This window comes from Veillonellales bacterium, assembly GCA_039680175.1.
In the GTDB taxonomy this organism is placed as follows: Bacteria; Bacillota; Negativicutes; order JAAYSF01; family JAAYSF01; genus JBDKTO01.
Genome location: JBDKTO010000074.1, coordinates 234,083 through 254,807, shown reverse-complemented (window position 1 = coordinate 254,807; position 20,725 = coordinate 234,083). Strand labels below are relative to the sequence as shown.

At 44.5% G+C, this 20,725-nt stretch carries 19 protein-coding genes and 1 riboswitch; all 19 genes read right to left on the bottom strand.

The features are described 5' to 3' along the window. Positions 1-6: 6 nt before the first annotated feature. Positions 7-1,425: a penicillin-binding transpeptidase domain-containing protein gene (locus ABFC84_13080; GenBank protein ID MEN6413671.1), complete on the bottom strand. Its 1,419-nt coding sequence runs from the start codon at positions 1,423-1,425 to the stop codon at positions 7-9. Continuing rightward, positions 1,415-2,704: an FtsW/RodA/SpoVE family cell cycle protein gene (locus ABFC84_13075; GenBank protein ID MEN6413670.1), complete on the bottom strand. Its 1,290-nt coding sequence runs from the start codon at positions 2,702-2,704 to the stop codon at positions 1,415-1,417. Before ABFC84_13075 ends, ABFC84_13080 begins: the two co-directional genes overlap by 11 nt. After that, positions 2,691-3,419, bottom strand: a complete 729-nt coding sequence (locus ABFC84_13070) for a Stp1/IreP family PP2C-type Ser/Thr phosphatase (protein ID MEN6413669.1) — start codon at positions 3,417-3,419, stop codon at positions 2,691-2,693. The genes ABFC84_13075 and ABFC84_13070 overlap by 14 nt, the downstream gene beginning before the upstream one ends. A gap of 3 nt (positions 3,420-3,422) precedes the next feature. Continuing rightward, a complete protein-coding gene (locus ABFC84_13065; protein MEN6413668.1) occupies positions 3,423-3,890 on the bottom strand; it encodes an FHA domain-containing protein in 468 nt (155 codons plus the stop codon). A gap of 2 nt (positions 3,891-3,892) precedes the next feature. Then, on the bottom strand, positions 3,893-4,657 hold the full coding sequence (locus ABFC84_13060; protein MEN6413667.1) for a DUF3662 and FHA domain-containing protein: 765 nt from the start codon (positions 4,655-4,657) through the stop codon (positions 3,893-3,895). Between the two features lie 92 nt (positions 4,658-4,749). Continuing rightward, positions 4,750-5,784 (bottom strand): 23S rRNA (adenine(2503)-C(2))-methyltransferase RlmN, encoded by a 1,035-nt coding sequence (rlmN, locus tag ABFC84_13055; protein ID MEN6413666.1) that lies wholly within the window; start codon positions 5,782-5,784, stop codon positions 4,750-4,752. A gap of 10 nt (positions 5,785-5,794) precedes the next feature. Further along, positions 5,795-7,159 carry a 16S rRNA (cytosine(967)-C(5))-methyltransferase RsmB gene (gene rsmB, locus ABFC84_13050; GenBank protein ID MEN6413665.1) on the bottom strand — a complete coding sequence of 455 codons (1,365 nt, stop codon included), beginning with the start codon at positions 7,157-7,159 and terminating at the stop codon, positions 5,795-5,797. A gap of 13 nt (positions 7,160-7,172) precedes the next feature. Beyond that, the gene (locus ABFC84_13045) at positions 7,173-7,937 is read right to left on the bottom strand and encodes a DUF116 domain-containing protein (protein MEN6413664.1); all 765 of its coding nucleotides are present in this window, start codon (positions 7,935-7,937) and stop codon (positions 7,173-7,175) included. A 12-nt stretch (positions 7,938-7,949) separates the two neighbouring features. Next, on the bottom strand, positions 7,950-8,894 hold the full coding sequence (fmt, locus tag ABFC84_13040) for a methionyl-tRNA formyltransferase (GenBank protein ID MEN6413663.1): 945 nt from the start codon (positions 8,892-8,894) through the stop codon (positions 7,950-7,952). Further along, complete coding sequence (gene def, locus ABFC84_13035) at positions 8,895-9,353, bottom strand: peptide deformylase (protein MEN6413662.1); 459 nt, start codon at positions 9,351-9,353, stop codon at positions 8,895-8,897. A 176-nt stretch (positions 9,354-9,529) separates the two neighbouring features. Continuing rightward, positions 9,530-11,953 carry a primosomal protein N' gene (priA, locus tag ABFC84_13030; protein MEN6413661.1) on the bottom strand — a complete coding sequence of 808 codons (2,424 nt, stop codon included), beginning with the start codon at positions 11,951-11,953 and terminating at the stop codon, positions 9,530-9,532. A gap of 128 nt (positions 11,954-12,081) precedes the next feature. Then, the gene (metK, locus tag ABFC84_13025; GenBank protein MEN6413660.1) at positions 12,082-13,272 is read right to left on the bottom strand and encodes a methionine adenosyltransferase; all 1,191 of its coding nucleotides are present in this window, start codon (positions 13,270-13,272) and stop codon (positions 12,082-12,084) included. A 132-nt stretch (positions 13,273-13,404) separates the two neighbouring features. Continuing rightward, a riboswitch (SAM riboswitch) is annotated at positions 13,405-13,508 on the bottom strand. A 63-nt stretch (positions 13,509-13,571) separates the two neighbouring features. Continuing rightward, positions 13,572-14,762: a bifunctional phosphopantothenoylcysteine decarboxylase/phosphopantothenate--cysteine ligase CoaBC gene (coaBC, locus tag ABFC84_13020; GenBank protein ID MEN6413659.1), complete on the bottom strand. Its 1,191-nt coding sequence runs from the start codon at positions 14,760-14,762 to the stop codon at positions 13,572-13,574. A gap of 9 nt (positions 14,763-14,771) precedes the next feature. After that, entirely contained in the window at positions 14,772-14,978 is a 207-nt protein-coding gene (rpoZ, locus tag ABFC84_13015) for a DNA-directed RNA polymerase subunit omega (GenBank protein ID MEN6413658.1), read from the bottom strand. Positions 14,979-14,991: 13 nt separating this feature from the next. Continuing rightward, on the bottom strand, positions 14,992-15,609 hold the full coding sequence (gmk, locus tag ABFC84_13010) for a guanylate kinase (protein MEN6413657.1): 618 nt from the start codon (positions 15,607-15,609) through the stop codon (positions 14,992-14,994). Between the two features lie 22 nt (positions 15,610-15,631). Then, positions 15,632-15,898 (bottom strand): DUF370 domain-containing protein, encoded by a 267-nt coding sequence (locus tag ABFC84_13005; GenBank protein ID MEN6413656.1) that lies wholly within the window; start codon positions 15,896-15,898, stop codon positions 15,632-15,634. 54 nt (positions 15,899-15,952) lie between these two features. After that, positions 15,953-16,837 carry a YicC/YloC family endoribonuclease gene (locus tag ABFC84_13000; protein MEN6413655.1) on the bottom strand — a complete coding sequence of 295 codons (885 nt, stop codon included), beginning with the start codon at positions 16,835-16,837 and terminating at the stop codon, positions 15,953-15,955. A 160-nt stretch (positions 16,838-16,997) separates the two neighbouring features. Beyond that, positions 16,998-17,843: a diaminopimelate epimerase gene (gene dapF / locus ABFC84_12995; GenBank protein ID MEN6413654.1), complete on the bottom strand. Its 846-nt coding sequence runs from the start codon at positions 17,841-17,843 to the stop codon at positions 16,998-17,000. A 33-nt stretch (positions 17,844-17,876) separates the two neighbouring features. Beyond that, positions 17,877-20,630, bottom strand: a complete 2,754-nt coding sequence (locus tag ABFC84_12990) for a calcium-transporting P-type ATPase, PMR1-type (protein ID MEN6413653.1) — start codon at positions 20,628-20,630, stop codon at positions 17,877-17,879. Between the last annotated feature and the right edge of the window lie 95 nt (positions 20,631-20,725).

Genomic DNA, 20,725 nt, shown 5'->3' with positions numbered 1-20,725 from the left:
ACCTCCTTAACGTAATGCCTGAGCGAATATTTGACGTGCTATTGGTGCAGCTGTTTCTCCGCCTGAGCCGCCATTTTCGACAATAACGGCAATGGCTATTTGAGGATCATCCGCTGGAGCAAAGCCGATAAACCACGCATGAGAAGCACCATGGGGGTTTTCTGCAGTACCTGTTTTCCCCGCAACTGAAATTCCTGATAAACGTGTCCCACTCCCTGTACCCGCATTGACAACAGTAATCATCATTTGTTTAATAATATCAGCCAGTTGAGGACTGGAAGGCTGCAGCCATTTTTTAGGGGTAAAGCGCTTCACTACGGTCCCATCCGGAGCGGTAACCTGATTAACCAGATAAGGCTGCATCATAATTCCCTGATTCGCAAAACTACTTGCCAGCATCGCCATTCGAATTGGCGTAACCAATAAACTTCCCTGGCCAATACCGGTTTGCGCTAGCTCGCCGTCACTGAGTCGGGAAAAATCAGGCAGTCGACTGGAAAGTTCTTGTAAATCATTACCAAGCGGGCGATTGAAACCGTACCGCTCAAAAGTTTTTTCCATTCGATTGCGTCCTAATTCCAGAGATAATGTACCGAAAGTAATATTACAGGAAACCGCCAATGCCTCTTCTAAATTAATTTTCCCGTGGGCTTGATGATTACTTTCGGTTAAAATATAATCCGGACCAATTTTTAATGCGCCGTTACAATTAAAAATCCGATTCCGGTCAGCAATTTTTTCAGCCAGTACTGCTTCAGCAATCATGACTTTCAAAGTTGAGCCCGGTGGGTAAAGACCTTGAACCGAACGGTTCAGCAACGGACTGTCCGCTGCCTGAGAAACAGTATCCCAGGACTGATCAATCGAATTCGGATCAAAACTCGGTTTGCTTACCATTGCTAGTATAGCTCCGGTGCGGGGTGAAATCGCCACGATTGCACCTCGTTTAGTGCCTAAGGCCTTATACGCTGTTTCCTGCAGCCGGGCATCAATTGTTAGACCAACATTATTGCCGGGTTGATTTTTCCAAATACTTGTAATCGGGCCAAGATGACGCAATGGATTGTTAAGGCCCGTCAGGTCGCCGGAATAAGTGCTTTCAATACCTGTTTTCCCATATTTGGCACTATCATAACCAACAACGTGGCCTGTAATGGGTCCATAGGGATACTTTCTTTTAAACCCGCCGGAACCATCCGGAATACTGACAGCCAGTTTCTCGCCATGAAGATCAACAATGGTTCCATGCTGGGTTTTGGCAGCCAATTCCAAGGCACGGTGATTAAGGGGATGATTCGCCAGAAAATCTTCCTGGATAATTTGCACATAAGCAAGATAGAAAAATAAAATTACTAACAGGCCGATGAGAGAAAATGCAACCCCACGGATATTTTTGTAAAATTTGTCGGTTATGTTAAGGTGCATGTTTGGGCCTCTCTTCCGATATGGCAAATAACATGCCCAACAAAATAAAGTTTGCTACCATAGAACTTCCGCCATAGCTGACGAAAGGCAATGTAATTCCTGTAAGCGGGAAAAATTTAGTAACACCGCCGATGATTAGAAAAATCTGCAATGCAAAAGAAACGGCTAATCCTGCCGCGACCAGAATACTAAACGGATTGATCGTTTCCAAGGCAGCTTTAAAAGCACGATAAATGATTAAAATGTAGCTTATTAATACGGCGGATGATCCAGCAAAGCCAAGTTCTTCACCAATTGCGGCAAAAATAAAGTCAGTGTGAACTTCCGGAATCATCTGCGGAAAACCATAGGTGAGACCGCTGCCAAGTATGCCGCCTGAACCAAGAGCAAATAAAGATTGAACGATTTGGTATGCTTTCCCATTGGGATCAGCCCAAGGGTTAAGCCAGATATCAACCCGTACCTGAACATGGGCGTAGAGTTTATAACAAGCGAACGAACCGATAAAGAATAAAATGATACCCAGTAGAACGTAGGTAAGACGGCCGCTGGCTATGTAAACCATAATAATGGTAATGCCAAAATACAACAACGCAGAGCCTAAGTCCCGCTGCACTACAAACATAACCATGGCAAGACCCCAAATAGCCAGCAGCGGTGCGATAAAGCGCGGATGAGGCAAAACCAGCGGGCCGTAATGCTTTGTGGCCGATGTGAGTAATTCATGGCGCTCAGTTAAATATGCGGCCAAAAACAAGATGATAAAAATCTTAGCAAATTCCGACGGTTGAAATCTAACCGGTCCTAAAATAACCCAGCTTCTATGCCCGCCAATATCCACACCGAAAATTATTGCAATGAGTAATAAAACAATACCAATCATACCACAAAGATACTTGTATTGAGAAAGCTGCTCCAAATGCCGGAAGAAAAAGACAGAAAACAAAAAACAGAATAAGCCAGCAATAACCCAGATAGATTGATACAAAAACAAAGCCGGTTTGAGCCGCAGTACCATTGTTAATCCAATTCCAATTAACATGACTGCCAGGGGTAAAAAAAACGGATCGCCATTACGATGACTGGAATGACGCAGGATGAGATGGATACTCAGCCAACAGGCAATCAAGCATCCCAGCAAAGCAAGAATTTTACTATCCAACGAATTAGTTGCCAAGCTGACAGCAAGGACTCCGGTAATGACAATCAAACTGGCTATAAGCAGCAAGCCTCGTTCCTGAAGCTGTAGGGAATCATCCATCATTTTATACAGTCCCATGCTGTGTTATGACAGCAGTAATATTATCAGTTCCACCGGCCTGCTTGGCTTCTGCAATCAGTATGTCCAATGCCTGCTGGTTAATAGCAGTTCCAGTAAGAAAAAGTTGACAAAATGTTTGTTCGCTTACCATATTCGTCAGGCCATCCGTACATAACAGTATGATATCGCCACTTTCCCAAGTTGTAATTCCTGTATCTACTTTAATATCAAAACTTGTGCCTACTGCACGGGTTAACATATTACGCTGAGGATGAATTTTCGCTTCTTCTGCCGTAATATTTCCGTTTTGCATCAGTTCCCATACTAAAGAATGATCATTTGTGATTTGATAAATTGTTTTTGGATCATTTTTTAACAAATAAAAACGACTGTCGCCGACGTGGGCCCAATAAATAGTGTCCTCCATTATATAAACGGCAGTCATTGTTGTTCCCATGCCGGAATATTCATTTTTTTCCAGCGCCATCTGAAAGATTAGGGCATTGGCATGCATAATCGCTTGTTCGAGAACAAGCCCGGGTGCGGTAGTTGCAATATTCTGTTGTACAAAATTTTTTACCGCATTTGCCGCCACACTACTCGCAACTTCTCCGGCTACATGTCCTCCCATGCCGTCTGCAACTAAAAATAGATGAGGCGGAACAAATACATAACTATCCTCGTTGGTTTCTCTGACTAACCCGATGTCTGACTTCACATATGCCAGCAACACCTGTCACCTCGCAAATTTAAAAGTAACTGCTCCGATTTTAATAAGATCTCCCGGTTTTAGCAGCACTTGACCCACTACACGCTCTTCATTCAAATAAGTAAAGTTTGTGCTGCCTAAATCACTTAGCCAATATTCAGCTTTATATTTGGTAATGCAGGCATGCTCATGGGAGACAAAGGTATCGTTGATTACAACATCATTTTCCTGGCCACGCCCAATTGAAATCGTCTCATCAAGTAAAAAATCTGTTTGGTTAAAGGAAAGGGAGCCTTTGTCTATAATTAACAATCGTGCTGGATTTGCTGCTGCAGTCTCACCCGGTTCAGAAAATTTGAAGGGAGCATTTTTTGCTACCTTCAAGTCCTGGTAAATTAACTTTAGTACCCGGAATAAAAATAAATAAATCAGCATAATCAGACCATATTGAAAAACAATGCTGATGAAATTTAAAATCGCGGTTTTATTCGGCAAAACTACTTCACCTCATATAAAATGATGGTGTTTCCTATTTTAATCCGATCACCATGCTGCAGCTCTTTACGCGTAATTCGATGTCCGTCAACGTAGGTACCATTTAGACTTTTAGCGTCATGCAATACATGAACGCCATCGTCGTACACGATATAGGCATGCAAACGGGAGGTATTCATATCGGCCAAAGACAGCTCATTTCCTTCCCGTCTGCCAATGTTGATCCTGCTGGTAGCGACATCAATTTTCTTGCCGGCATCTAAACCGTCTATAATTGTCAATAATGCGTCCAAAACGGCAGGACAATTACTAAGAGGTTTCACCTTATCAAAAACACGGGTATCCGAAAAACAGGCAGCAGGATCTCCTGCATTACTTTTCGTTTCTGACGGCAATGGTTTAGTAAAAGAACTAGCAACACGGAATTTTTCCTGCCCGGAGATTTCATCAAGCTGAAGACTGATGGATGGTTTGCCGCCAATAATAGTATAATCGTTTCGTGCTGCTTCTTCGACGAGATAGGATGATAATTCTTCACATACCGTCTGGCTATAAGTAGATAAAAGCTCAAAGTCAGCGGAATTAATATACACTTGGTAAGAATTGGGAACATAAACATGCGAAACACCAATGGAACAATTATTTTCCATTTCTTTGGCCAGCTGTTTGGCAATTTCAACCGGTTGTAAGCCGCTGGAAAACTTATTATTAAAAAATCCCTCTATATATTTTTCAAAAAAATCTTCCAGATTACGGACAATTTTCACCTGCATGCACTCCAAGTCTATAGTATATGACTTATTATATGATAAATTCCTCAAGCAGTCAAAACAAACACTAGTATACGTTTATTTAAGGATTAAGTCATTCTATTGCGAAGCTGGCCACAGGCTGCCTGAATGTCGGCGCCCATTTCATGCCGTATTGTTACATTAATATGACGCGACTGCAGCCCGGCGAAAAATCGTTTGATATGAGCATCGCTGGGGCGTAACAAACCTCTTTCAGGTACTGGATTTACCGGAATAAGATTTACATTCGCTAAGCGTCCTTTCAGGATAGCGGCCAATGCGGCAGCATGCTCCGGTTTGTCGTTTATCCCATCAATTAAAATATATTCATAGGTGATTCGTCTGCCGGTTTTTTCCGCATAGCGATCAGCAGCAACCAGAACAGTCTCCAATGGAAACCTTTGGTTAATCGGCATTAGTTTTGAACGTATCTCATTCGTAGGGGCATGTAAAGATATAGACAGATTGACAGGTATTCCTTCGGCGGCAAGCTTGTTAATCTCCGGCACTATGCCGCAAGTGGATACGGTAATATTTCGATAGCTGAGATTCAGACAATATTCTTGGTGGCACAAATGAATGAACCGTAATAGATGATCATAATTAGCCAGCGGTTCCCCCGAACCCATAATGACGATTGTATTCACACGGGTGCTTTCTGCGGCTAAAAGGCGATCGATATATAATAGCTGAGCTAAAATTTCCCCTCCGGTCAAATTTCTAATAATACCATGTAAGGTGGAGGCACAAAATAAACAGCCCATGGCACAGCCTACCTGAGTTGACACACAAACACTGTTGCCGTAGGGGTGGCACATTAATACGGTTTCTACTGCCGCACCATCAGAAAAAAGCAGCAAATATTTACTGGTTTGCCGGTCAGCAGCAGCCTGGCGAGCCTTTTCCACTGCCGTTAGAATTGCAAAATTTTCCGCAAGAAATTTCCGCTGTTCAACCGACAGATTTGTCATTTGCGCAAAATCAGTAATATTGTGCTGATAAATCCATCTGGCGATTTGTTCTCCCCGATACTTTTGCAGACCATAAGGTTCAACGGCTTGAGCGATTTCTTCGGCAAACATGCCAAAGATGTTAGTTTTCAATCATTAACACCTACTTTATTCTGATCATTCGTGCAATATAAAACCCATCGATTTGGTGAATATGCGGCAGCAATTGCAGAGTGTCAACCTCCGCTGGAACGGGAAGATAACTTCCCACAGAATCCAGTTGAAAATTTTTTTGGTTATGTAAAAAGGCCTGTATCACCTGATCATTCTCTTCCGGTTCAATCGTACAGGTGCTGTATACTAAAACACCGCCTGGTTTTACACACTCGGCGGCGCTTGCTAGAATAGCCGTTTGCAGTTTAGGCAGCTCTGTTAACATTGATTCAGTTTTTCGCCAGCGGGAGTCGGGTTTCCGGCGAATTACTCCCAAGCCGGAACACGGCGCATCCACCAGAACACGATCGGCTTGAAATGCATAGTTTTTAGCAAGCAAGCTTGAATCAGCGGCGAATGTTTCTATTATGTTTATACCAAGTCGTTTCGCATTTTCCTGAATCAGAAGCAATTTATGTTCATGAATATCGAGCGAAAGGATTCGCCCGGTATTGTTCATAAGAGCGGCCATATGCGTACTTTTCCCGCCTGGTGCACTGCAAGCGTCAATAATAAAATCTCCCGGCTGCGGATCTAACACATGGGCAACCAGCATAGAACTTTCATCCTGAACCTGAAAGAGCCCCGCCTGCAAAGATTTCAGCGTAGTAAGCGAAGGATATTCACGGCAAATAATGCCTTCCGGCGTCCAGACGGAAGGCTGACAAATCACTTTTTCCTGTCCAAGCACTTCCAGCAATTCGCTCCGCTGTATTTTCAGCGTATTGGTACGCAGGGAAAGAGGCGGAGTTGTATTGTTTGCCTGACAAAGAGCTTCCGTGGCATCAAAACCGAATCTTTTAAGCCAGCGGGCAATGAGCCATTTGGGATGAAAATATTTTAACGCCAGAAAAGCTGCCGCATCTTTATCTCTTTCGGGATAAACAATTTTTCCCCGGGTTCGTCCTGCATTACGGAGAACTGCATTGACGAATTTGACGGTCCCGGCGTGTCCGTACTTTTTAGTCAATTGCACGGCTTGATTACAAGCCGCGGAATCCGGTACTTTTGTCAGAAAAAACATCTGGTAAATGCCCATACGTAAAATATCTAAAATAATTGGCGGTATTTTTGTTAGAGAACGCTGGCTAAAATGACCGATAATCCAGTCCAGTGTTTCTCCGGTTTTGATAGTTCCATAGACTAATTCAGTGATAAAGCGCCGATCCTGTTCGGAAAATTCATGCTTGGTAAGCGTTTTCGCCAGGGTGATATTTGCATAGGCTCCATTTGTATGGACATCATTAATTATTTTTAAGGCTGCTTCTCTGGCTTCCGTATCGATCACCTCTTCGAAATGCTTAAAACAATTCATACAGGATTGCTTTTTATGCTTTAATAAAATCACGGATGGCTTTTTCTACGCATTGCATGTCCACCCTAGTATTACAGCAAGGTCCATAAGGCCGGTCGTTCAGTACTCCAATGACCGGGAGAGGGAAAACATCCTGAATGCCGCTGGTTAAATCCCGCTCACAGGCAATTGCCAGAACGGCCTGGGGCCGATACGTTTTTATAACTTTACGGGCCAATGTTCCGCCGGTTACAATCGCAAGTTTAACTCCATAAGTATTTGTGATTGTAATCAGTTCACCGACCTGACAGTTGCCGCATTTATGACAATTAGCCACATCGCGGGTTATTTTATACGGGCAGGATTCTTGCTGAATACAGTGGGGTGTTAATACCAAAAGCTTGTCCGGAGACACTTTTATGTTTTTTTGACGTATAAGATGATTGCTGACCTCGATAAAGGAGCGTTCCACTCTCTCCTTATCTACATCAAATAATTTCCCCAGGCAAATGGCCATGGGAAATAGAAGATTGACTGCCGACCAGGCAGGTCCCTGAAAAACGCCGAGTGTAGGAAACCCTAAAATAGCAAAGATAATGCCAATGACGCCAAAAGCAATCACTAAAATTACGGCAGCTAATAAGCCGCCTAAGATAAAGGGCAAATAGGCACTGATATTTGCTAAACCCGGGAAGCTTACCATCCATAATCCATAGGTTGATAATGCTGCCAAAGATAGGCTGACTAAAATAAGGGCGATGAACAATCGTTTTTTAGGACGAACCATCACTTCAATCATACTACTCACCTTCTATTCCAATACGTCTCCGACGGTGATATTATATCCGTTGGCATAGTCATTGGCATTCATGCTACGTTTGCTTTCCGGCTGAACGACAAGAATTTCGATAAATCCTTGTCCTGTTTCCACAACGAAGCCAGCGTTGGTTAGACGGGATATCCGGCCGGGGTGATTAGCAGCAGAACTTCCCGGTTCCGCCAAACGAGTTTGCCGAATTTTTAGTGATTTCCCCTGGAACAAACAAAAGGATCCCGGCCATGGATTAAGGCCGCGTACAAGATTGTGAATGGAAACAGCCGACTGGCTCCAATGAATACGTTCGAGCTCGCGGGTTAACAGGGGAGCATAACTGGCAAACTTTGAATTCTGGGGAGTGCGGGGCCCCTGGCGATTTTTGATCAGTGTAAGTGTCTTTTTGAGAACAGCGGCTCCCACCTCTTTTAATTTATCATGAATATCGCCTGTGGTATTTTCCGGCTCAATGGGAACTTCCGCTTTTAAAATCATATCACCGGTATCCATCCCACTATCCATGTACATAGTCGTTACACCTGTATACTTTTCACCCTGAATGACCGCCCAATGAATCGGAGCAGCCCCGCGATATTGAGGGAGCAGCGATGCATGGACATTTATACAGCCCCAGGGGGGAAGGTTTAAGATAGTTTGAGACAAAAACTGACCAAAGGCAACAACAACGATCACATCAGGTTGCAACAGAGCCAGTCTAGCTTCAAAGTCCGGGGATTTAATTTTCTCCGGCTGCAGAACAGGCAGATTATAGTGCAGAGCGGCTTGCTTAACTGGTGAAGCCGTTAATTTTTGACCACGGCCTTGCGGACGGTCAGGCTGAGTGACTACGGCAATCACATCATACTGTTCCCTTACCAGCATGTCCAGGCAGGGAACGGCAAAGTCCGGCGTTCCCATAAATACGATACGGCAACTTGACATTTAGCTGTTCTCCCGGCAAATCGTTTTTGCGAGTTCAATAAACAATATGCCTTCCAGATGGTCAATTTCATGCTGCAAAGCACGAGCCTGGAGGCCGGTTCCCTCAACTTGGACCTTTTTCCCAAATCGATTCAGCCCTTCCACCGTAACTTTACTACAGCGTTCCACTTCTCCATAGACTCCCGGGATGCTTAAACAGCCTTCCGTCCCTTGTTCAGACCCTTCTGAATTGACTATTACCGGATTAATTAGCTCAATTAGGCCATCACCGGCATCAACCACAACAACTCGCAGCGCTAAACCGACCTGAGGTGCGGCGAGTCCGACCCCATCGGCGGCGTACATGGTCTGCGCCATATCATCCAGCATCTGCCTTATTCTTCTGTCGACTTTTGCTACAGGAGCACAGTGCTCTTTTAAAATTTTATCGCCGGCTTGTTTTATTTCTAGGACTGCCATATTGGTCCTCCTTATTGTTGATTGCCATTCAGGCAACACAAAATGCGGGTAAATGTTAAAATAATTGACCCTGGGGAAATTTTATCATAGAAAGATAAAAAAATCTATGGGTAGGAGCTTGTCCTACTTATAAAATCCCCTAATCTTATAAAATACATCCGTACTTGTTTGAATGATTACATTACGTTTACTGGATCGACATCAATGATAATATTGGACCGAGAAACAATATCCATATGATTTAAACGAGTTTTGACGATATCCATTCCCGGAGATTTGATAAGGAGCTGCATACGATACATGTCGTTAATTTTTGCTATTGGGGCTTTAAACGGACCGATGATTTCAATATTGGGTAAATCATCTAAGCCGGATCTTAACTCTTCCGCTGTCAATGCTGCCTGACGGCAGGAAATATTTTCGTCGCTGGATACTATCGTAAACTTGATCAACTGCCCAAAGGGAGGATAACCCAGATCATGACGATAGCTGATTTCTGTTTTATAAAAAGAAAGATAATCCTGCATCGCTCCTGTTTGTACTGCGTAATGATCCGGATTATAGGTTTGTACCACAACTCTTCCCGGCTTTATCCCCCTTCCCGCTCGACCGGCTGCTTGGGTTAATAAATCGAAGGTTTGTTCGGCCGCCCGAAAGTCAGGTAAATTAAGCGCCGTGTCGGCGGAAATAATGCCGACTGCTGTGACATTGTCTATATCGTGTCCTTTGGCGACCATCTGAGTGCCAAGCAAAACATCATAGCTGCCTTTGGCAAAAGCAGCTAATATTTTATGATGGGACATTTTTTTACCGGTTGTATCCTGATCCATACGAATCATCCGGATATAGGGCCACTGCTGGCGGAATTCTTCTTCGAGCTTTTGCGTACCTGTGCCAAAATAGCGGATATACCGGCTGCGGCAAGCCGGGCAAACATCAGGAACTTGTTCGGTCCACTGGCAATAATGGCAGCGAAGATAGTTGCCGGCTGCATGGTAGACCAAGGATGTGGAACAATGGGGACAGCGCATAACATGACCGCATTCCCGGCACAATACAAAAGTAGAATAGCCGCGGCGATTTAATAGAATAATAGCCTGCTCCTGCCGGCTGAATGTTTCATTCAGCAGTTCCTTCAACGGTGCGGAAAGTACACTGCGCCGTCCTGCACGCAGCTCCTCCCTCATATCAACTACTTGTACCTGAGGCAGTGCAGAGTGATTGATACGATTGATCATAGGCAGCAGTGTGTGTTTGTGCTGCAATGCGTTATAATAAGTTTCCACCGAAGGAGTGGCGCTTCCCATAACCACAATTGCATCCGCCATTCTGGCACGGGTCATGGCAACCGCAAGAGTGTGATAGCGGGGAGTCTCTTCCTGCTTATACGTAAATTCATGTTCTTCATCGATAATGATAATGCCAATGTCGAAAAGAGGTGCGAAAATAGCGGAACGGGCGCCGATAACAATACCTGCTTGCTGATAATGCAGCCGTTGCCAGGCATCAGCCCGTTCACCGGCAGACAACTTGCTGTGAATCACGACCACATCGTCGCCGAAACGGCTGCGAAAACGAAACACAATTTGACTGGTTAAAGCAATCTCCGGAACCAGAACGATTGCTTGCCGATTATTTTGTCTTACCAGCGCAACTGCTTCGATATAAACCTGGGTTTTACCGCTGCCGGTAATTCCATGCAGCAGGAACGAATGAAACCGTTGAGACTTTATCGCAGAACTTATTTTTGCTACTGCCTGCTGCTGTTCAGCGGTTAAGGTAATATTGGCAGGGACAGACTGCTTTTCATTATAGGTATTTCGTATGACTTGAACCTGGCGGATCACAGCAATTCCTGCCTGCACCAGCGCTTTAACCGTAGCGCGGCTTGCCTTTATTTGCGCTAAATCGGAATGTTCCAATGAACCTTTTGCCAATAATGCGAAGAAAAGCCGAAGCTGAGCCGGTTTGCCGGAAAGTCTGGCCGCGGCTATAGCGGCAGCATCAGGGCTGATTGCCAGTTCGACAACAGACTTATATTTAGCACGAAGTCTGGCCGTTGCCGTATAGTCCGCGACGATTAGTTTTTTACGTAAAAGCTGCTGCAATGCCGGTAAGCTATGAGGACCGAATTTTTTTTTTAATACAGTGATATTAGTTGGTCCGTTGCCTTTCAGGTATTCGAATAGCTGACGCTGAAAATCCGCTTTGGCAGACAAATGTGCAATCACCTGCGGCGCATCTACTGCTTCGTGAATACGATAGTGTGTTTGAGCTTTAATTCCCGACTTTCCCGGGATGAAAAGGCGCATGGCTTCCGCTAAGGTACATAGATAATAGTCTGAAATCCATTCGGCGGTTTTCAGCATGTTGTCATTAAACCATACGGAACTGTCTAACACGTCAAAAATCGGTTTTAACCCGCTAGTATCCCCAGCCGTTACATTCATTACAAACCCTTCCAATTGGCGTGGCCCAAATGGAACCAGCACTCTCCAGCCGACAGATAAAAAGCCAAATTCATCGGGCAGGAGATAGGAAAACGGCTTATTAATACCTTTCGCCGCTATATTTATTAATACTTCCGCGATACGCCCCATACTTTTATCAATCATCCTTTATTAATAAACAGAAAAGGGGAACTACTTAAAGTCCCCTTTTTGCATTTCAACTCTATAATTCTATCATTCGTCAGACAATATAAAATACCTGCCGAAGAATATTCATTTTACCGATGTGCCTCGCGGCGTAATAGCTCTGCTTTGTCGGTTCTCTCCCAGGGCAAATCAATATCCGTGCGGCCAAAATGCCCATAGGCTGCGGTTTGACGATAGATGGGACGCCGCAGATCTAATGTCTTAATGATACCTGCAGGACGTAAATCGAAATGTTTTTCAATCAGTGTTTTGATTAACTGCTCAGCCACTTTCGCCGTGCCAAAGGTTTCAACCATAATCGAAACAGGACGGGCAATGCCAATTGCATAGGCCAACTGTATTTCACATTTATCCGCTAAACCGGCAGCGACTACATTTTTTGCTACATAGCGAGCGGCATAAGCGGCGGAACGATCCACTTTTGTTGGATCCTTGCCGGAAAATGCACCGCCTCCATGGCGCGCCATACCGCCGTAAGTATCAACGATAATTTTTCTGCCGGTTAAACCGGAGTCGCCTTGCGGACCGCCTACGACAAAACGGCCGGTAGGATTGATGTAATATTTTGTCTTGCTATCCAGCAATTCAGCCGGAACAATCGGCAAAATGACTTTTTCAATCAGATCTTTCTCAATCGTCGCTAACTCAACATCCTGACTATGCTGAGTTGAAATTACGATTGTATCAATTCTTACCGGCTTACCATCCACATATTCAACCGTTACCTGAGTTTTTCCGTCAGGCCGCAAATAGTCGAGTTCATTATTTTTCCGTACTTCTGCTAAACGGCGGGCCAATTTGTGGGCCAGAGCGATGGTTAAAGGCATATATTCCGGTGTTTCATTGGTGGCATAACCAAACATCATGCCTTGATCACCGGCACCAATTGCTTCAATCGCATCCATTTGCCCTTTTTTTGCTTCCAAAGCTTTGTCGACGCCTAAAGCAATATCCGGCGATTGTTCGTCAATGGAAACCATGACGCCGCAAGTATCACAGTCAAAGCCAAATTTTGCCCGCGTATAACCGATATCTCTGATTGTATCCCGAACAATTTTGGGAATATCGACATAACAATTGGTTGTAATTTCACCCACAACATGCACGATACCAGTTGTGATAAGTGTTTCGCAAGCAACACGGCCCATTGGATCCTGGGCAATAATTGCATCCAGCACGCTGTCGGAAATCTGATCGGCAATTTTATCCGGATGGCCTTCGGTTACCGATTCGGATGTAAATAGTACACGCTTGTTTTCCATACTGCACCTTCCTTTCATAATATCCTGTTAAAAGGTCAAACGCCTGTTTTAAAAAGGCAATCCAAAACTTTAGCAGGAGAAAATCTTAAAAAAAAAGCTCCCATTGCATTGGCAGGAGGGGCGATAGTCACTCTCCCATCTTGCAGAAAATCTGCAGGAATTGGCACCGTTTTGGCACAGCCAAATGGTTGCCGCGGTTTCATCGGGCCAGTCCCTCCGCCAACTCTTGATGAGCATATTGTATGTATTTTTCAATATATATGATTTTAAATTAAACCGGTAAAAAAATCAACCTTTTTCTACAAAAACTCAAATACTTTTTCAAGTATACGTTCAGCAATTTCTTGCTTGGGCAGCTGGGGAAGCTCCTCAATACGACCGTCGCGATATAATATTTTAACAATATTTGTATCGGAATTAAAGCCGGCTCCCGGCAAAGTAACATCATTGGCGATAACCATATCCAAATTTTTCTTTGCCAGTTTCAGCGAAGCATTGCCAATTAATTCCTGGGTTTCTGCGGCAAAGCCAATTAATATTTGATGCTGTTTTTTTTGCCCTAATTCCAGCAAAATATCCGGATTCTTTTCCAGAGTCAAAGTCAAAGTTTCATCGGCCTTTTTTATTTTATGAACGCTTGGAGACATCGGCCGGTAATCCGCTACCGCAGCAGCCTTGATGATGATATCCATTCTGTCGTATTCCGCTAGGACTGCCTGACGCATTTCCTGCGCCGTTTCAATATGTTTGACAAATACGCCGGCAGGATCAGGCAGACTTGTGGGTCCTGAAATCAGGATAACCTCCGCGCCGCGGGCTGCAGCCGCAGTGGCCAGTGCGTAGCCCATTTTACCGCTGGATCTGTTGCCTATATAGCGCACCGGATCAATGGGTTCACGGGTACCGCCTGCGGTAACCAAAATTTTTTTCCCGGCAAAGGTATGAGCAGCTCGGTATAAACTCGTTATCTTTTCAAAAATGACGGAAGGTTCCGGCAACCGTCCCGGTCCTTCCGTGCCGCAGGCCAATTTCCCCCAGTCCGGCTCAATAATATGATAGCCGGATTGTTTTAAGCGGGCCAAATTTTGTTGCACAATGGCATTTAAATACATATTGCTATTCATTGCCGGCGCCAATAAAACCGGAGCTTGGGTAGCCATAATAGTTGTGGACAACATATCATCGGCAATTCCATTGGCAATTTTGCCGATGATATTGGCGGTAGCCGGAACTACAGCAAATAAATCAGCCAAATTTGCTAAAGCTATATGTTCAACATTCCAGGCAGGCGATTCTGTCCACATACTGGTAACAACCGGATTGCCGCTGATTTCACGAAAGGTTAAAGGCGTAACAAATTTAGTCGCTGCCTCAGTCATAATAACATGGACGGAAGCACCGGCTTTTTTTAAACGGCTAACCAGTTCAACCGCTTTATAAGAAGCAATCCCGCCTGTTACGCCCAAAACAATTTTCAGGTTTGTTAACATGGCGGCCTCCTATTTAATTCCTGTTTTGGTGCGTTCATAAGAGATTTTTTCCTGTGATATTTCCTGCAAAGCAACCGTTACCTGCTTATGGGATTTACTTTCCACCAAAGGCGCAGCCCCATCCATAAGTTCACGCGCCCGCTTCGCTGCCAGTACCACTAATGTATATTTGCTGTCGACTTTATCGACTAATGTGTCTACCGATGGATAAATCATCGAATTCCCCCTGCTATGTGTTATTGGATTTATGAATACAGCGAATCAAATCCTGATTCCGCGATACCCGGCACTTCTCAGCGCTTAGAATGGTTTGAACTTTTTCAACAGCTTGGCTGACTTCATCATTCACTACCACATAATCATAGTTATTCACATAAGATAGTTCATCATTAACACAATTCAAGCGCTTTTTTATTGACTCTAAGCTATCAGTACCACGTTTATAGATACGGTTAGCCAACTCATCAAGTGAAGGAGGAATAATATAAACAAGAACTCCCTGAGCAAATTTTTCTTTTACTTGCATAGCTCCCTGTATATCAATTTCCAGTACAACATCCTCACCATGGACTAACAACTCCGATACATGACGGCGAGGTGTTCCATAGAAATTTCCATAAACTTCAGCCCATTCTAACAGTTCATCGGCTTTAATCATATTCTTAAATTGCTCAGGCGATCGAAACCAATAATTCACTCCATTTACTTCTCCGGTTCGCGGCTGGCGGGTAGTTGCTGAAATAGAATAGTTCAATTTAGAGCAGCTACGCAGCAGTTCCCGGCACACCGTTCCCTTCCCTGCACCTGACGGACCGGAAAGAATAAGCAAAACTCCTTGCTGCGCCATAAATTTCTCCTTCCTCACTGTGTTACTCGGCAGTGTCATCGCTGGTATCTTTGCTTACTAAGCGATGCGCGACAGTTTCAGGCTGTACCGCCGATAAAATTACGTGATCACTGTCAGCGATAATAACGGCACGGGTACGCCGGCCATACGTAGCATCAATCAGCATACCGCGATCGCGAGCTTCCTGGATGATGCGCTTAATCGGAGCAGATTCGGGACTGACAATGGAGACAATACGGTTAGCGGAAACAATATTGCCAAAGCCAATGTTAATAAGTTTAATTTCCATGAATAAAATCCCCCTATTTTCTATTAGAATCCATTTTCTCTGAGTGTTATATTATTACTCTATGTTCTGAATCTGCTCTCTGACCTTCTCAATTTCACTTTTAATTTCTACCACTACTTTAGCGATTGTAAAGTCATTTGCTTTGGACGCAATCGTATTGGTTTCACGATTAATTTCCTGTACGATAAAATCCAGTTTGCGACCAACAGCCTCGTCGGCCAGCAAGGTCGTCTTAAACTGGGCTAAGTGACTGTGGAGCCGTACTAATTCTTCGGTAAAATTAGTGCGGTCCGCAAATAATGCGGCTTCCTGCAGTAAACGAGTGTCATCAGGTTCTGCTCCGACTGTCGCTAAAACTTCCCGCATCCGGCCTAGCAGCTTCTCACGATAATCCATTACGATTCGCGGGGCATTCTCTTCTACTAGCAAAATGTGTTTCTCCAGTTTTTCAATACGTGCCAATAAATCTTTTTGAATATTGGCTCCTTCGGCCAGCCGCATGGACATGAGATTGGCTACCGCCGTGTCAATCGCCGGAGCCAGCTTTGACCATAAAGCTTCAATATCTTCTGCAGCTTCCTCAACTTTAAGCACCTCAGGATATTGGGCAATCTGATAGATATCATCACCCGCCGAAGCATTCAGCAATTCTGCCAAATCCTTCATTGCATTATGGTAAGCGATCGCTAATTCTTTGTCAACCCTTATGCGGCGTTTCTTTTGTCCATATTCATCCGCAGTAATGAATACATCAATACGACCGCGACGTAAGGAACTTGCAACGGTTCGGCGGATTTTATCTTCTAATGCGCCTAAATTTTTTGGCATTCGAATGGCAATCTCATTATAACGGTGATTGACTGCTTTAATTTCCGCTGTAAAGCGATAGCTTTCGTCCATGTATTCACCATGGCCAAAGCCGGTCATGCTTTTTAACACTATAAGTCGCACCTTCCTTTGCGTATGTTATTATTGACGGTATATTTTATAATTAGTCCTATTTATTTAAAAATACTTCTACTCTCTTCGTTTAATTCCTTTTTTCACCGGCACAAAAACAGGGCGGTTAAGCCCTGAAGTATGAAAAATAGTATTATATTTATCTGTTTAGATAAACTCCACGAAAGACTTCTACTGCCGGCCCCGACATATACACGTGATTATCCCCAGCCCACTCAATGACCAGTTGTCCGCCATCAAGCTCAACAACTGTCGTCCGGTTAATTTTGTTATTTAATATCGCGGCAACGGCAGCGGCACAGGCACCGGTACCGCAAGCCATAGTAATGCCGGCACCCCGTTCCCAGACTCGCATGCGTATTTTGTCTTCTGCCAGAACTTGGACAAACTCGACATTCGTTTTTTTCGGAAAGAGCGGATTCGTTTCAATCATGGAACCGGTTGCCATTAAATCAATTGCTGCTGCATCGTTGACAAAAATAACACAATGGGGATTTCCCATGGAAACGCAGGTAATAGAATAAGCAGTATCAGCGATCTGCAACGGAATGTTTATCGGCTGTTTCGCCGGATTACCGGTCATGGGAATTTGGCCGCGGCTTAAGCGGGGTTCTCCCATGTCTACACGAACAGTACGAATCATGCCGTCTTCTGCTAAGATCAATTCCGGTTTAATCAGACCCGCCTTGGTTTCCAAAGTGATTTTTTTACTCGCGGTTAAACCTGTTTCATAAACGTAACGGGCCACACAGCGAGTTACATTGCCGCACATTTCGGCTTCACTGCCGTCTGAATTAAAAATCCGCATCTGAAAATCAGCTGTATCCGATGGTAAAATCAGTACCAATCCATCAGCGCCTACGCCAAAGTGACGGTCACATATTTCTCTGGCGGTTTGCTTATAATCTTCGATTTTTTCTTCAAATCCGTTTACAATTACAAAATCATTACCTGCGCCCTGCCATTTGCTGAATTTGAATTTCATATCAATACCCTCCAAAGTGAACCATTCTCTGTATTATTGTATCTTGTTCAGTACGGAACGTGCAACATAACGACGGAAAAAAAGATGTTTTAACAAATTAAGCAAAAATGTCCAGCCGGATACTGTTAATACAAGCGTCCAATCATATACGCCCATAGGCACCGTGCCAAATATTGCTTGTAGAAAAGGAGTATAAATCACGAGCAGCTGCATAATAAGCGAAGAACCTGCTGCCGCAATAAGATATTTATTGCGTAAAAACCCAACTTCGAATATCGTAAATATTTCCGAGCGGCAATCAAAAACGTGAAACATCTGGGAAAAAACTAAAGTTGTAAGGGCCATCGTCTGCGCCAGGGCTAAATCATTTTTTAAAAAATAAGCGGCGGCAAATACGAACACAGAAGAACAGCCGATTTGAAACCCGCGAGTAATTATTTTACGGCTTAGTCCGCGGGAAAACAGGCTTTCTGCCGGATTTCGCGGTGGACGGTTCATAATGTCATGATCATTATGATCGACTCCCAGCGCCATAGCCGGCAGCCCATCGGTTACTAAATTTACCCAGAGAATCTGCACCGGCAGCAACGGCATTGGCAATCCGGCCACGGAAGCAATAAACATGGTGAGAACTTCTCCCATATTGCAGGATAATAAATAGCGGATAAACTTTCGGATATTGTCATAAATACCACGGCCTTCTTCTATGGCGGCAACAATTGTAGCAAAATTGTCATCAGCCAGAATCATCGCCGATGCTTCTTTGGTTACATCCGTGCCGGTCCGCCCCATGGCGATTCCAATATCCGCTTCTTTAATTGCCGGAGCATCGTTCACTCCATCACCTGTCATTGCGACAATATGGCCCTGGTTTTTCAAGGCCCGGACAATTCGCAATTTATGCGATGGTGATACCCGGGCGTATACGGTTACCTGATTTACTATTTTCCCCAATTCATCATTGCTTAAACAATCAAGCTCTTTACCTGTCAGAGCCAAATGAACCCCTTCACTATACATGGTCAGCTCCTGGGCAACGGCAACGGCTGTATTGCGATGATCGCCGGTGATCATAATTGTTTTAATGCCGGCTTGACGACAAAGAGCAATTGCCTGTCTTGCCTCTTCCCGGGGCGGATCAATCATGCCAATCAAGCCGGCAAACACCAGCTTCGTTTCAACCGACTCATCCGGTATCGCCGCATCGGTTTTACTGATTAGGCGATAAGCAACGGCTAAAACGCGGAGCGCCTGCTGTGTCATTTGATTATGTGCGGCGGAAATGGCAGCGATAATTTGGGCTGACAGAGGCACCTCTCTGCCCTCTTTACTGTAAGCACAGCACATTCCCAGAATTGTATCAGGCGCTCCCTTCACATACAATTGATAAGAACCCTTATTTTCATAAATCACCGACATGCGGCGGCGTTCCGATTCAAAGGGAAATTCGCTGATGCGCTGCTGTGTTTTTTCCAATTCGGACTGCCAGATGCCTGCTTTAGCGGCAGCTACCAATAATGCCCCTTCCGTTGGATCGCCTTCAATGGACCAGGCGCTGTCATGTCTGCGGCGCCATAAACCGGTTATGCCCGCATTATTTCGTTTTAACATACTGTTATTGCATAAAGCGCCAATTGTCAGGCACTGTTGCAAGACCTTGTTTTCTTTGGCATTTAATTCTTGCTGATGAACCAGGAACCCTCCTTTTATATCATATCCTGTCCCGGTAACGTCAAATAAAGTATCATTGGCAAATATTTTTTTTACCGTCATGGCATTCTGCGTAAGAGTTCCTGTTTTATCGGAACAAATTACTGTTGTGCAGCCGAGAGTTTCGACGGCGGGAAGTTTGCGGACGATGGCATTCCGCTTGATCATCCGCTGTACGCCTAGTGCCAGCGCCACCGTAACGATAGCCGGCAATCCTTCCGGAATGGCCGCTACGGCCAGACTTATACCCGACATGCACATTAAGAAGAGAGATTCTCCTTTAGCAACTCCGGTAATAACCATTACCAGGCAAATACCTAAGCATCCCCAGACCAGCCATCGTCCTAAATATTCCAGGCGCTTTTCCAGAGGAGTAGATTCGTGTTCTGCTGCTTGAATCATACCGGCGATATGCCCTACTTCGGTTGCCATTCCCGTGGAGCAGACGACTGCTCTGCCCCGCCCCCGGGACACACTGGTACCGGCATAAACCATATTTTTGCGATCGCCGAGGGAACTATCTTCGCTGTACAGTTTATCGGCAAATTTACGTACGGGCAGAGACTCCCCGGTTAAGGCTGCTTCTTCTACTTCCAGGTTTTGCGACAGAAAAAGTCTGCCGTCGGCAGCTAATTTATCGCCTGCTTCTAACATCAGCAGATCCCCAGGCACCACTTCCCGGGCAGGTATTTGCTGCAGTGTACCATTCCGCATTACCCGGGCTGTGGGCGCAGCAATTTTTTTTAAAGCCTGCATTGATTGTTCGGCCCGATATTCCTGCATAAAGCCTAAAATGGCATTAATAATTACAATGGCTAAAATGGTTATGGCGTCCGCATATTCCCCTAAAAATGCAGAAATTAGTGTTGCAGCCATCAACACTAATACCATAAAATCCTGAAATTGTGCTAAAAAGCGCTCCCACCAAACTGTAGTTTTCCTTTCTTCCATTTCATTATAACCAAATTCATGCAATCTGGCTTTTATTTCAGAAGTCGACAAGCCATTTTCCCCGTTGCTTTTCCAAAACGCAAGTACTTCCTGAGCTGTACGTGCGTACCAGTTTTTCCCGTTCAATCCCAGCACCTCGCTAATCAGTGTTTTTCTTTATCCATGTTATTCCTAAAGAAATATAATTAGACCTGGTTTGACCGGTTGTTGGAAATAATGGT

What these genes read in the sequence shown, in the direction of transcription:
- ABFC84_13080 (MEN6413671.1), bottom strand. Translation starts at nt 1,425, where the DNA reads ATGCACCTTAACATAACCGACAAATTTTACAAAAATATCCGTGGGGTT.
- ABFC84_13075 (MEN6413670.1), bottom strand. Translation starts at nt 2,704, where the DNA reads ATGGGACTGTATAAAATGATGGATGATTCCCTACAGCTTCAGGAACGA.
- rsmB (MEN6413665.1), bottom strand. Translation starts at nt 7,159, where the DNA reads ATGAATTGTTTTAAGCATTTCGAAGAGGTGATCGATACGGAAGCCAGA.
- ABFC84_13045 (MEN6413664.1), bottom strand. Translation starts at nt 7,937, where the DNA reads ATGATTGAAGTGATGGTTCGTCCTAAAAAACGATTGTTCATCGCCCTT.
- fmt (MEN6413663.1), bottom strand. Translation starts at nt 8,894, where the DNA reads ATGTCAAGTTGCCGTATCGTATTTATGGGAACGCCGGACTTTGCCGTT.
- def (MEN6413662.1), bottom strand. Translation starts at nt 9,353, where the DNA reads ATGGCAGTCCTAGAAATAAAACAAGCCGGCGATAAAATTTTAAAAGAG.
- priA (MEN6413661.1), bottom strand. Translation starts at nt 11,953, where the DNA reads ATGGGGCGTATCGCGGAAGTATTAATAAATATAGCGGCGAAAGGTATT.
- metK (MEN6413660.1), bottom strand. Translation starts at nt 13,272, where the DNA reads ATGGAAAACAAGCGTGTACTATTTACATCCGAATCGGTAACCGAAGGC.
- coaBC (MEN6413659.1), bottom strand. Translation starts at nt 14,762, where the DNA reads ATGTTAACAAACCTGAAAATTGTTTTGGGCGTAACAGGCGGGATTGCT.
- rpoZ (MEN6413658.1), bottom strand. Translation starts at nt 14,978, where the DNA reads ATGATTTATCCATCGGTAGACACATTAGTCGATAAAGTCGACAGCAAA.
- gmk (MEN6413657.1), bottom strand. Translation starts at nt 15,609, where the DNA reads ATGGCGCAGCAAGGAGTTTTGCTTATTCTTTCCGGTCCGTCAGGTGCA.
- ABFC84_13005 (MEN6413656.1), bottom strand. Translation starts at nt 15,898, where the DNA reads ATGGAAATTAAACTTATTAACATTGGCTTTGGCAATATTGTTTCCGCT.
- dapF (MEN6413654.1), bottom strand. Translation starts at nt 17,843, where the DNA reads ATGAAATTCAAATTCAGCAAATGGCAGGGCGCAGGTAATGATTTTGTA.